Annotated in this window: 10 protein-coding genes and 1 riboswitch; of the genes, 5 read left to right on the forward strand and 5 right to left on the reverse strand. The window is 63.4% G+C overall.

The features are described from left to right. Positions 1-64 precede the first annotated feature (64 nt). Complete coding sequence (locus tag I6L33_RS10460; protein WP_005298570.1) at positions 65-1,033, forward strand: calcium/sodium antiporter; 969 nt, start codon at positions 65-67, stop codon at positions 1,031-1,033. Positions 1,034-1,101: 68 nt separating this feature from the next. On the opposite strand, the gene I6L33_RS10465 is transcribed toward I6L33_RS10460, so the two are convergent. Beyond that, positions 1,102-2,253, reverse strand: a complete 1,152-nt coding sequence (locus tag I6L33_RS10465) for a type III PLP-dependent enzyme (RefSeq protein WP_216974012.1) — start codon at positions 2,251-2,253, stop codon at positions 1,102-1,104. Positions 2,254-2,761: 508 nt separating this feature from the next. Then, positions 2,762-2,872, forward strand: a riboswitch (glycine riboswitch). Between the two features lie 250 nt (positions 2,873-3,122). Between I6L33_RS10465 and I6L33_RS10470 the strand changes: the two genes are divergently transcribed. Next, positions 3,123-4,499 (forward strand): sodium:alanine symporter family protein, encoded by a 1,377-nt coding sequence (locus I6L33_RS10470; protein ID WP_216974013.1) that lies wholly within the window; start codon positions 3,123-3,125, stop codon positions 4,497-4,499. 102 nt (positions 4,500-4,601) lie between these two features. Here the strand turns inward: I6L33_RS10470 and I6L33_RS10475 are convergent, their stop codons facing one another. Next, positions 4,602-5,303: a protein ligase gene (locus I6L33_RS10475; RefSeq protein WP_216974014.1), complete on the reverse strand. Its 702-nt coding sequence runs from the start codon at positions 5,301-5,303 to the stop codon at positions 4,602-4,604. A 99-nt stretch (positions 5,304-5,402) separates the two neighbouring features. Next, on the reverse strand, positions 5,403-6,800 hold the full coding sequence (locus I6L33_RS10480; RefSeq protein ID WP_216974015.1) for a nucleobase:cation symporter-2 family protein: 1,398 nt from the start codon (positions 6,798-6,800) through the stop codon (positions 5,403-5,405). 246 nt (positions 6,801-7,046) lie between these two features. Here I6L33_RS10480 and I6L33_RS10485 point away from each other — a divergent pair, with 246 nt between their 5' ends. Continuing rightward, entirely contained in the window at positions 7,047-8,186 is a 1,140-nt protein-coding gene (locus I6L33_RS10485) for a diguanylate cyclase (RefSeq protein WP_216974016.1), read from the forward strand. A 24-nt stretch (positions 8,187-8,210) separates the two neighbouring features. On the opposite strand, the gene I6L33_RS10490 is transcribed toward I6L33_RS10485, so the two are convergent. Beyond that, positions 8,211-8,459 carry a YciN family protein gene (locus I6L33_RS10490; RefSeq protein ID WP_005298586.1) on the reverse strand — a complete coding sequence of 83 codons (249 nt, stop codon included), beginning with the start codon at positions 8,457-8,459 and terminating at the stop codon, positions 8,211-8,213. A 139-nt stretch (positions 8,460-8,598) separates the two neighbouring features. Continuing rightward, complete coding sequence (locus I6L33_RS10495) at positions 8,599-9,978, reverse strand: MATE family efflux transporter (RefSeq protein ID WP_017780609.1); 1,380 nt, start codon at positions 9,976-9,978, stop codon at positions 8,599-8,601. Between the two features lie 120 nt (positions 9,979-10,098). Here I6L33_RS10495 and I6L33_RS10500 point away from each other — a divergent pair, with 120 nt between their 5' ends. Next, positions 10,099-10,956 carry an AraC family transcriptional regulator gene (locus I6L33_RS10500; RefSeq protein WP_216974017.1) on the forward strand — a complete coding sequence of 286 codons (858 nt, stop codon included), beginning with the start codon at positions 10,099-10,101 and terminating at the stop codon, positions 10,954-10,956. Positions 10,957-11,024: 68 nt separating this feature from the next. Continuing rightward, on the forward strand, positions 11,025-12,719 hold the full coding sequence (locus I6L33_RS10505) for an NAD-dependent malic enzyme (RefSeq protein WP_017765762.1): 1,695 nt from the start codon (positions 11,025-11,027) through the stop codon (positions 12,717-12,719). Positions 12,720-12,773: the final 54 nt, after the last annotated feature.

A 12,773-nucleotide genomic window follows, 5' to 3' on the forward strand; every position in this document is an offset into this window, starting at 1 on the left:
GCGTTTGGATGGAGCCAGGCAAGTTGCCTGGCTCTCGTGTTTGCCGTGGATGAGATAGAAAAATATGACCCTGGCTTTTGTTGCCCTGATTGCCGGACTGGCGTTGCTGGTCTGGAGTGCCGACAAGTTCGTGGACGGTGCCGCCGCCACTGCCCGTTATGCCGGTATGCCGCCGCTGCTGATCGGCATGGTGATTATCGGTTTTGGTACCTCGGCCCCTGAAATGGTGGTTTCCGCGCTGGCGGCTTCCCAGGGCAACCCCGGGCTGGCGCTCGGCAATGCCTATGGCTCCAACATCACCAATATCGCCCTTATTCTCGGCTTGACGGCCCTGATCAGCCCCATCGCCGTGGCTTCCCAGGTGGTGCGCAAGGAGATCCCCATCCTGCTCGGCATCACCCTGCTCTCCGGCGCCCTGTTGCTGGATGGTCGCCTGGATCGCACGGACGCCGCCATCCTCGGCGTGGTGTTCCTGGCGCTGATGGGCTGGTCTATCTGGGCCGGCATGCGCGGCAAGGGGGATGCGCTGGATGCGGAGACCGAGGAGAGCATCGACAGCGAAGGCATGTCCCTCAAGCTGGCCCTGTTCTGGCTGGTGGTCGGGCTGGTGCTGCTCATCGGTGCCTCCCGCCTGTTGGTGTGGGGGGCGGTGACCATAGCCCAGGGCTTTGGCATCAGCGATCTGGTGATTGGTCTCACCATAGTCGCCATCGGCACCTCGCTGCCGGAGCTGGCCTCTTCGCTTATCGCCATTCGTAAGAACGAGCATGATCTGGCCCTTGGCAACGTGCTCGGTTCCAACCTGTTCAACACCCTGGCGGTGGTCGGGATCGCGGCCGGCATCCACCCGCTGGACGTGGCGCCGGAGGTGCTCTCCCGCGACTGGAGCCTGATGATGGGGTTGACCCTGTTGCTGCTGGTGATGTGCCTGGGCCGCAAGGGACAGGGGCGCATCAACCGGCTGGAGGGGGGCGTGCTGCTCGCCTGCTTCGTCGCCTACACCGGCTGGCTGCTGACCAGCCAGTTTATCTGACGATTCGCCAGACCATAGCAAGAAGGGGGAAGCATCGGCTTCCCCCTTCTGTTTTTGGCGCAGGCCTGTCAGGCCACGGCAACCATCTTCTGCCCTTTCTGGCTGCTGTCCAGAATGAGGATGTTCGCCTTGGGGAAGAAGTTGAAGGTGGAGGCCGATGCCCAGGTGTAAGCCCCCATCACCCGGCCCACCACCAGCTCGCCGATGGCCAGATCAGGCAGCATGATGCCGTCGCGGATGACGTCCACGCTGTCGCAGGTCGGGCCTGAGAGCACAGAGTTGTGCAGCTCGCCGCGAGCCAGCGGGGTGCTCACCGGGTAGGTGACGTGGTCATAGAGCTGGCCGTTGTAGCTGCCGTAGAGACCGTCATCCAGGTAGTACCAGATCTTGTCGCCGCGATGGGCCTTGCCCATCACGCTGGATACCGAGGTCATGGCCGGCGCGCTGATGAAGCGGCCCGGTTCGGCAATCTTCTGCACCGTGGCCGGCAGCCTGGCCAGTGCCTCGCGGATCGGCGCGCAGAAGCCGTTGATGTCGAACTCGCCGCCCTCATAATCCACCGGGAAGCCGCCGCCGATGTCCAGCACCCAGGGCTTGAGGCCGAGCTCCCAGGCCTGCTCCATGATCTCGCGGCAGGCGTCGATGGCCTGTACGTGGCGACGGGCATGGGGCACCTGGGAGCCGACGTGGAACGACAGCCCCATCACCTTGATCCCCTTGGCATGGGCCAGCTGCAGCAGTGGCAGCGCCTGCTCCGGAGTGCAGCCGAACTTCTTGGAGAGGTCGACCTTGGTCTCGGGATTGGGGAAGCTAACCCGCAGCAGCAGTTTCACCTCGTCCTTGTAGGGCAGGAACTTCTCCAGCTCCAGCGGGTTGTCGTAGACGAACACGGTGCAGCCGTACTCCAGCGCATAGCGGATATCGCTGTCGCGCTTGATGGGATGGGTATGAATGCAGCGCCCCGGGCGGACACCCTGACTGCGCACCAGATCCACTTCGCCATTGGTGGCCAGATCGAAACAGGCCCCCTCTTCCTTCAAGACAGAGACCACTGCCTCGTGGGGCAGGGGTTTGAGTGCATAGTGCAATCGTACATCGGGCAGGGCGGCGGCCAGGGCCCGATACTGTTTGCGGACGGCTGCCTTGTCGAGCAGCAGCAGGGGGGAGCCGAATTGTTCAACCAGCTGACGGTAATCTTGTGCAACCAGGGTCTCGTTCATTCTCTTTTGGTCATCCTTAGGGGGCGTGATATGCCCAAGCCATATGCGATTGAACCGGCGACGGCCGGCTCAGGCGAGCGGTCCGGTGGGACCAACCAGGCACACTGCATAACTTCCTTGCGAAGTGCTTAGTTATGCGCGGGATTATCGGCTTATTGCGTTTGTGTGCAACCCTTTTGATTGGATATGTCGGCAAGTTTTTCTGGTCGAGACGAAAGATCATCTTGATATGGCCCATGTTTCGACTAGCAAGCGGCAGGTTGTGCAGGCAACCTTGTCTAACGTATTGATAGTTAACGAACAAATAACATTCGGCCCCAGCCTGGCCAGAATCGAAAAAAATCGGCGACGAGGGGGCGCGAGTGGGAGACAGCTCACACTTTTTGGATTACCATGCCCGCTTCCTAATCCAAACTAGTTCGGATGAAGGTAGCAGGAGAGCGATGGGCAACCATCCACCGAAGAAGTGAATCTTTCAGGTACCGGGCAACCGGTGTGGACTGCTACTGGACGATACTCTGGAGAGACCCGTTGAATCGGGCGCCGAAGGAGCAAGGCACCGTGATTGCATCGCAATCTGGCGCCGGAAACTCTCAGGCAAAAGGACAGAGGGGATGGGATGGTTGTACCTGAGCTTGAAACTGTTCACGGTCTGTAACGAGAGGTCGTCAGCAAGGTAAAGAGCAGCGCAGGAACCGGAGTGTATGTGAATACATGAGGCTTTCGAGCAGCGCATGAGCCTTGATCACGGCCTCGCAGCAAGAGTGTGAACACGTTTTTTGCCCGCATCCGATCGCCTCTGGCCGATCGCGACACCTATGGGAAGATCATCCTTCTCCTCCTTAATTTCTGTTTCTTAAGGAGGATGCATGTCATCAATTCAATCGGCGCTCGCCGCCATCGATAGCTTTATCTGGGGACCACCCCTGCTGATCCTGCTGGTCGGGACCGGCGTCTACCTCACTCTGCGTCTGGGTCTGCTTCAGGTCGTGCGTTTGCCGCTCGCCCTGCGTCTGGTCTTTGGCCGCGATCAGGGTCAGGGCAAGCAGGGGGATGTCTCCAGCTTCGGCGCGCTCTGCACCGCCCTCTCCGCCACCATAGGCACCGGCAACATCGTCGGGGTCGCCACCGCCATCAAGCTGGGCGGCCCGGGCGCCCTGTTCTGGATGTGGATGGCCGCCCTGTTCGGCATGGCCACCAAGTATGCCGAGTGCCTGCTGGCGGTGAAATATCGCCAGCAGGACGCCAACGGCCAGATGGCGGGCGGCCCCATGTACTACCTGGAGAAGGGGCTCGGCTCCAAGCTGCTCGCCAAACTGTTCGCCCTGTTCGGCATCGGCGTCGCCTTCTTCGGCATCGGCACCTTCCCCCAGGTCAACGCCATCAGTGACGCCATGAGCCTCTCCTTCTCGGTGCCCCGGGAAGTGACCGCCGTGCTGCTGACCCTGATCGTGGCACTGGTGACCCTGGGGGGGATCAAGTCCATCTCCAGCGTGTCGAGCAAGGTGGTGCCCTTCATGGCCATCTTCTACATCGTTGCCTGCCTCGGCGTGCTGGTGAGCAACGCCGCCGCCCTGCCGGATGCGGTGGCGCTGGTGCTGCAGAGCGCCTTCACCGGCCATGCGGCCACCGGCGGCTTCGTCGGTGCCGGCATCATGCTGGCGATCCAGTCCGGGGTGGCGCGCGGGGTTTTCTCCAACGAGTCGGGACTGGGCTCGGCCCCCATCGCGGCGGCGGCGGCCAAGACCGATTCCTGCGTGGAGCAGGGGCTGGTCTCCATGACCGGCACCTTCATCGACACCATCATCATCTGCACCATGACCGGCCTGACTCTGGTGGTGACCGGGGTGTGGAGCGGCGATGCGAGCGGCGCGGCCATGACCAGTCTGGCCTTCGCCCAGGGGCTCGATGCCCATATCGGCCAGTATCTGGTGAGCATCGGCCTGTTGTTCTTCGCCTTCACCACCATCCTTGGCTGGAACTACTACGGCGAGCGTTGCACCGAGTACCTGTTCGGGGTGAAGGCGATCAAGCCCTACCGCCTGGTCTACCTGGTGCTGGTGGCGTGCGGCGCCTTCCTGCATCTGGACATGATTTGGCTCTTGGCCGACATCGTCAACGGCCTGATGGCGGTGCCCAACCTCATCGGCCTCATCGGCCTGCGCCACGTGGTGATTGCCGAGACCCGCGCCTACTTCAGCCGGGACAGCGATACGGAGTCCGAGCCCGAGCCGCAGACGGCCTGATGCCACGACACTGCATTCAAACGAAAAGCCACGACCCGGGTCGTGGCTTTTTTTATGGGCGCTTTTATGAGGGGAGCAGGCTGCTGTGCCCGGCAGAAGGGCTCACTCCTGGATCAGCAGCGCGGTGAGCCGGGCTTTCACCCTCTCCACCAGTTCGTCCTCGCTCCCTTGCCAAGCTATGGCTTGCGCGATGGTGGTGGAGGTACCCGGCAGAAAGCGCAGCTCGCCACCCGCCAGCTCGTAGAAGCGGCTCGCCATCCGGGTGCCTTGGTCCACGTCGCTGGCCACCAGCAGCATGGCCTGGGCCAGCACGGCGCCGTGGTGATCCTGACCCGGCGCCAGCCAGCGCTGGGCGGTGCCGGTCACCTTGCGACCCCCGATCACCAGATTGTACTGGCCATCGCAAAACGAGCCGGGCACGAAGTCATAGCTGCCCTCGAGACCGTATTCCTCCAGCAGGACGAGCAGCGGCGCCCCCAGCAGCCGGTAGTAGTGAGCCAGATCCGTGGTGGTGCGAGGCAGCATGAGCGACAGATTGAGGATGCCGGCGCCGTGGGGCACGGCGGTGCCGCCGCTGTCGCGCACATGCACGGGCCAACCCTCGGCGGCAAGCTGCTCGCAGGCGGCCTGGTAGCGGGGCAAGCGGGTGTCCTTGCGGGTGACGATGAGGCACTGGGGGGCCTGCCAGAGGTGAGCGCGGGGCAGGTGGTCATGGGCGCACTCCCGCAGCCAGCGCTGCTCCTCGGTCAGGATCTGATCCTGGGTATGGCTGCTGGGCAGAGGGGGAAGCAGGGTATAGGGCATGAAAGGCATCCTGAGCAGAGGCTGCCCTGCACACTACCCGTGGCAGCGAAGGAGGTAAAGCCCCGCATGGCGGGGCTTTGGTGCAAGGATGGCGGAGTGTCAGGCCTGTGCGGTGGCGCGCTTGGGCAGCAGCAGGTTCATGATGATGGCGGTGAGGCCGCCGGTGGCGACACCGTAGGAGAGCACGCTCTTGGCCAGATCCGGCAGGTGCTGCAGCACTTCCGGCACCTGTGCCACCCCGAGGCCCATCGCCAGCGACACCGCCAGGATCATCAGGGCGCGGCGGTCGAGCTCCTCGCGGGAGATGATGCGCACACCGGCGGCGGCGATGGTGCCGAACATGACGATGGTGGCGCCGCCCAGCACGGGTTCGGGGATCTGCTGCACCAGACTGGCGACCGCCGGGAACAGGCCGAGCAGGGCCAGCATGGCGGCGATGAAGAGGCCAACGTGGCGGCTGGCCACCCCGGTCAGCTGGATGACGCCGTTGTTCTGGGCGAAGGTGGACATGGGAAAGGTGGAGAAGACCGCCGCCAGCATGGAGTTGGCGCCATCGGCCAGCACGCCCCCCTTGATCCGTTCCATGTAGATGGGCCCTTCCAGCGGCTCGCCGGAGATGTCGGAGGTGGCGGTCATGTCGCCGATGGCCTCGAGCGCCGTGACCACGAAGATGATGGCGAGCGGCACGAACAGCTGCCAGTCAAAGCCGAGGCCGTAGTGGAGCGGGATCGGCACCATCAGCAGTGGGCCGTCGAAGGTGGGGGCGTTGACCTTGCCCAGCAGCAGCGCCACCGCATAGCCCACCAGCATGGCGATCATGATGGCGGAGAGGCGCAGCCAGGGGTTGCGGCTGCGCTGCAGCAGCACGATGAGGCCGAGCACCAGCAGGGAGAGGAAGAGGTTGCTGTGGCTGGCGAAGCTGCCGTCCGACAGGGCGCCGTAGCCGCCCCCCATGCTGATGAGGCCCACCTTGATGAGGGTCAGGCCGATGAGCAGCACCACGATGCCGGTCACCAGCGGGGTGATGATCCGTTTGACCAGGTGCAGGAAGCGGCTCATCACCACTATGGTGAGGGCGGCCGCCAGCATGGTGCCGAACAGGGTGCCCAGCAGATCCTCGGTGGGCATGGCCGCCTGTTTGAGGGCGAGGCCGGAGGCGATGATGGGGCCGAGGAAGTTGAAGCTGGTGCCCTGCACCGAGAGTAGGCCGGAACCGAGGGGGCCGAAGCGGCGGGTCTGGATGAAGGAGGCGATGCCGGACATGACCAGCGACATGGAGACGATATAACGGGTGTCGGCGGCAGGGAGGCCGAGGGCGTTGGCGATGATGAGGGGCGGGGTGATGATGGCGACAAACATGGCGAGCATATGCTGCAGGGCGGCGAACAGGGTCTGGGGCAGGGGCGGGACATCCTCTATGCCGTAGACCAGTTCGCTGTGGGCTCGTCTGGGTGGATGGGCCTCTCGGGTTGCGCGTACGGCGGCAGCCTGTTCCATAAATACCTCGAATATGTGGGGGAGGGGGGAGAAAATTGGGCGCTATTTTAGTGATTGAGAACGGGCTGACCAGCGCTAATTCGGCTGGAAACGGGTTTATTTTTCGATGGGTTGAAACGTTTGCGCGTGGCGATTATGATCCGCCGGTTTGTGTGACGGCGCTCGCCCGTAAATGGCCCGGGTTGCATAGGATTTTGCCGCCGCACGGCGTAGAATGAGGCCTCTGTTGCGATTTGGAGGCTCTGGATGCTGAAGCTGTCGGAGTTCTGGAGTGCCCGTGCCCACTCCGAAGATTTTACCCTGACCCGCATGGGCTTTATGACGGTGCGTCTTCGGCTGCTCACCTGTCTGCTGATGGTGGGCCTGCCCGCCTGGGCGGTGGTGGACTGGCTGACCTTGCCTGCCGCCCAGTTCGATGAACTGTTTCAGGCCCGGATCTTCTGCCTGCTCGCCCTCTCCCCCCTCATCCCCTTCTCCTACCTCATCCATTTCAAACGCGAACGCATGAAGCTGGCGCTCGGCTACCTGATGGCGGTGATGATGCTCTTCTCCCTCATCTGCCTGCACAGCTTCGGCGCGGATCAGGAGCTGCAGGCGGGCTACATGGCCTTCCCCTACCTGCTCATCAGTCTGCTCGCCATCTTCCCCATTCCGCTCTCCCTCGGCCTGCAGCTGGCGGGGGGCATTCTGGTCACCATGCTGGCCGGCAACTGGCTGCTGGTGGGGCAGCCGCTCTGGAGCGTGCAGACCCTCAACCAGATCTGGCTGCTGGGGCTGTTTGCCCTGGCCAGCAGCTGGGTGCAGTGCGGTCAGCTCAACATGCTGCTGCAGCTCTACCGGGAGTCCACCACCGACGAGCTGACCGGCATGATGAACCGCCGCCTGCTGATGAAGCAGCTGGAGAAGGCAAGGATGAGCATGGTACGCAAGCAGGTGCCGTTTGCGGTGCTGCTGCTGGATCTGGATCGTTTCAAGCGCATCAACGACACCTTCGGCCATCTGGCGGGGGATGCGGTGCTCAAAGAGGTGGCGGCGACCCTGGCGGAGCAGCTGGAGCCCGGCATGGTACTGGGCCGCTACGGCGGTGAGGAGTTTGCCATCCTGCTGCCCGACTGCGCCGAGCTGGCCCAGGCCAAGCGGGTGGCCGAACGGCTGCGGGTGGCGGTGGAGGCGCGGCTGGTGAAAAGCCCCACCTCCGACGAGCTGCTGGAGGTGACGGTGAGCATCGGCCTGACCCTGGCCCTGCGTGGCGAGGGGGTCGAGGATCTGCTCAACCGGGCCGACGAGTGTCTCTACATGGCCAAGATGGCGGGGCGCAACTGCGTGGTGGGAGAGTTGGGCGGCAAGCCGGCACAGCCTGTCGCCATACAGACAGATGCCGCCTGAGGGCGGCATCTTGCTTGAGCGGGCTCAGCCCAGCTGGTACTTGCCGGAGAGCTGCTGGGCCAGCAGCTTGAACATGTTGAACACCGCCATGGTCTTGCCGGTCGGGGTGCCATCTTCGGCCAGGAAGAACTCCCCCTTGAACACCAGGATCTCCCCCTTCTGCTCCACCGAGTCGGCACGCATGCCGTGGATGAAGTCTTCGTGTTCCTTGATGATCTTGTTGGCCATCTCCAGCAGGGCAGTCTCGGTGATCAGCTCTTTTTGTGGTTGCATGCTCGTCTCCTTAAACGACTACTGGGCAGGGGGCATAAGGGGCGGCCCTGCCTCTGATTGAAGAGGGGGCCAGCATACTGCAAACGGGGATTTTCTGTCATTGATATGACCCCGCATTTTCCCGTTTTGCTCTCTTCCCTTATCCCAGCACCAGATTGCGCAGCCAGCGGCGCTGACGGATGCGGCGCTGCACCAGCAGCATCTTGCTTAGCTCCTCCAGCAGGATCACCGCCACCACCCAGGAGAGGGGCCAGCCGAGCAGGTTGACCGCTCCCCAGGCGAGCGGCAGGCCGATGCACCACATGCCGACGATGTCGATGAAGATGCTGTAGTTCACATCCCCGCCCGAGCGCAGCACCCCGACGATGCCCACCATGTTGAACACCTTGAGCAGCATGCCCAGACACAGGATGGCGAGCACCTGGCCGGCCTCCGTCATCAGCTCGCCCGGCAGATTGCCGACCCACTGCAGCAGGTGGGTCTGCAGCAGCCAGACCGCGATCCCCACCAGCAGGGCACCGATGGGGGCGAGCAGCAGAAAGAGCTGGGAGTGCTGCCAGGCGACCTCGTACTCCTCGGCCCCGAGCCGGTGGCCGAGCAGGGTGGAGCAGGCCACCGCCAACCCGAAGAAGAGGGAGATGAGGATGCTCTCCAGCGTCCCGAGGGTGGTCATGATGGCCAGCGAGTCGGTGCCAAGGTGGGCGTAAAGAAAGCCGTAGAGCAGCATGCCGAAGGCCCAGAGCCCGTCATGGAACAGGAGCGGCAGGGCGATCAGGGTGAAGCGCACCACCTCCTTGCGCTTGAAGGCGGCCAGCCAGTCTTGCTTACGCGGGATAAGACGGGGTTCGATGCGCCACACATAGCACAGCAGCAGCGCAGTCTGCAGCAGCCGCGAAATCGTGGTGCCCCAGGCCGAGCCGGCCACCCCCATCGCCTCGAAGCCGAAATGACCGAAGATGAGGGCGTAGTTGAGGATGACGTTGGCAATGATGGCGATGATGCCGATGCGCGTCGGGGCGGCGGCATTGCCGACCGAGCGCAGCGCCGACTCCAGCGGCACCACCACGGCGGTGCAGAGGATGGTGGCGCCGGTGATCATCAAAAACTCGTCCGCCAGTTCGCGCAGCGCGGGCTCCTGGCTGGCAAAGCCGAGCACGCTGCCAGGTGAGAGCAGGTAGACGAGGGCAAATGGCAGGCTCACCGCCAGGGCCCCCACCAGCGCCAGCGCCAGCGAGCGGCGCACCCCGGCCATCTCGCCGCGACCGTAATATTGTGCCGCCAACACCGAGACCCCGCCCGAGAGTCCCGCTATCACCAGCAGATTGAAGAAGAAGACCCGGTTACCCAAGCCGACCGCCGCCACAGCCGTGGTGCCAAGCTGGCTCACCATCATGATGTCGATGAGACCGAGCAGGGAGAACATCATGGATTGCAGCGAGACCGGCAGGGCCAGCCGCCACAATCGGGTCATGAACTCGCGATCGGTGGTTTGTTTTAAAATCGCTTGCCAATAATTCATTTATGTTAACCGGGTAGATAAAAAGCAAGGTTTGTCATGGGTATGATAGGGGGAGTAGCGGGTGGCTTCACTGTGAGCCTCTCTCGGCTTTCTTGTGCAAAACTATCCTGTTGAGGTGTTATGCCATTTATCAGCGAGTGTCTGGAAATCGCCCCGTCCTGCGAGGAGCGGATGCTGGGGCGCGAAGGGCTGCCACTGCTCGGTGAGGCGGGCATCTTCCTGACCGGGCTCTCGCGCATCCGCGATCACTATCTGATCCGCCGCAACCGGCCTGAGTTTCACATCCTGATGGTGAGCCACGACGAGGGGGGGGCTCTGCTCACCGATGACGGCGAGCAGCCCATCCCGGCCGGTTCGCTCATCTTCTTGCCAGCGGCAGTACCGGGCGGCCTCAAGTTGGTGGGGGCGCAGTGGCGCACCAGCTGGATCCTGCTGGATGACGTGCCGCGCTGGCAACACCTGCACCGGCTCGGTCACCGCATCTGGCAGGGGGAGGAGGGGGAGCCGCTCTACCATCTGCTCAGCCTGATGCAAGGGGAGGGTGTACGTTCACCGCTGCAGCCCCAGCTGCTGAGCCTGCTGCTGGCGCTCTTGGAACGCACCCTGCAGGGGGAGGTGCGCGGCACCCCCGAGCTCCGGTTGCAGGCGTTGTTTCGACGGGTGGAGGCACGCCTCGACGAGCCCTGGAGCGTGGCCTTGCTGGCCGACCAGATGGCCTGCTCGGTGCCCCACCTGCACCGGCTCTGCCGGCAGGTGTTCGGCATGAGCCCCATGGCCTGGCTCACCGAGCTTCGTATGAACAAGGCGCGCCAGCTGCTGCTCTATACCAACTGGCCGCTGGGCGAGCTGGCCGGCCGGGTCGGTTACAGCGACGGCGCCAACTTTGCCAACCGCTTTCGCCGGCTCACTGGTCTGACCCCTGGCGCCTTTCGTCGCCTGGGTCGCAAACCTTTTGCAACGGATGTGCAAACTCTTTGAAATTAACGGCGCAAGCCCATAGGATCGGCGGACTCCTTCGTCCAGGTCATCGTTTAGGTACCCGATCCATGTTTGAAGATAATAACCAGAAACGTCCCCTCTACATTCCCTATGCCGGTCCGGCCCTGCTGGAGACCCCGCTGCTCAACAAGGGCAGCGCCTTCACCAGCGAAGAGCGCAGCAACTTCAACCTCGAAGGCCTGCTGCCCCAGAATATCGAGACCATCGAAGAGCAGGCCGAGCGGGCCTACCGTCAGTTCATGGCGTTTGGCAACGACATGGACAAGCACATCTACCTGCGCAACATCCAGGACACCAACGAGACGCTCTTCTACCGGCTGCTGACCAACCACCTGACCGAGATGCTGCCGGTCATCTACACCCCGACCGTCGGCAAGGCGTGCGAGGAGTTCTCCAACATCTATCGCCGCGCCCGCGGCCTGTTCATCTCCTATCCGGACAAGGACAGGATCGATGACATGCTGCAGAACGCCACCAAGCAGAACGTCAAGGTGATCGTGGTCACCGATGGTGAGCGGATCCTGGGCCTCGGCGATCAGGGCATCGGCGGCATGGGCATTCCCATCGGCAAGCTGTCGCTCTACACCGCCTGTGGCGGCATCTCGCCGGCCTACTGCCTGCCGGTGGTGCTGGACGTGGGCACCAACAATCAGCAGCTATTGAATGACCCCTTCTACATGGGCTGGCGCAATCCGCGCATCTCGGGCGAAGAGTATGCCGAGTTCGTCGACGCCTTCATTCAGGCGGTCAAGCGCCGCTGGCCCGACATCCTGCTGCAGTTCGAGGATTTCGCCCAGAACAACGCCATGCCGCTGCTCAACCGTTACAAGAACGAGCTCTGCTGTTTCAACGACGACATTCAGGGCACCGCCGCCGTGACCCTCGGCAGCCTCATCGCCGCCTGCAAGGCCTCCGGCGCCAAGCTCTCCGAGAAGCGGGTTGCCTTCCTCGGCGCGGGCAGCGCCGGTTGCGGCATCGCCGAACAGATAGTGGCGCAGATGAAGGCCGAGGGGCTGACTGATGCCCAGGCTCGCAGCCGGGTCTTCATGGTGGACCGGTTTGGCCTCATCACCGACAAGATCCCCAACCAGCTCGACTTCCAGCGTCGTCTCTCCCAGCCGGTAGAGCGCATCGCCGATTGGCCGGTGGGGGACAACATCTCCCTGCTGGAGGTGATGGAGCACGGTCGTCCGGACATCCTGATCGGGGTCTCCGGCCAGCCGGGGCTGTTCACCGAAGAGGTGGTCAAGACCATGCACAAGCACTGTGCCCGCCCAATCATCTTCCCGCTCTCCAACCCCACCTCCCGGGTGGAAGCCACCCCGGCCGACCTCATCCGCTGGACTGACGGTCAGGCGCTGGTGGCCACCGGCAGCCCGTTTGCACCGGTGGAGTACAAGGGCAAGCGCTACGTCATCGCCCAGTGCAACAACTCCTTCATCTTCCCGGGGATTGGCCTTGGTGTGATAGCCGCCGGCGCCACCCGGGTGACCGACGCCATGCTGATGTCGGCCAGCCGCGCGCTGGCGGAGTGCTCGCCGCTGGTGAAGGGGGAGGAGGGCTCCTTGCTGCCGGATCTGGCGGACATTCATGAGGTTTCCCGCTACATCGCCAAGATGGTGGCCAAGACCGCCATGCTGCAGGGCAAGGCGGTGCAGACCCCGGACGAGGTGATCGATCAGGCCATCGAGGCGAACTTCTGGCGCCCAGAGTACCGCCGTTATCGCCGTACTTCCTTCTGATCCTGCGCAAAGGCGCAAAGCAAAAGGGATGCCTCGGCATCCCTTTTTTGTGCA

It is taken from the genome of Aeromonas sp. FDAARGOS 1403, from assembly GCF_019047325.1.
Taxonomy (GTDB): Bacteria; Pseudomonadota; Gammaproteobacteria; order Enterobacterales; family Aeromonadaceae; genus Aeromonas; species Aeromonas dhakensis.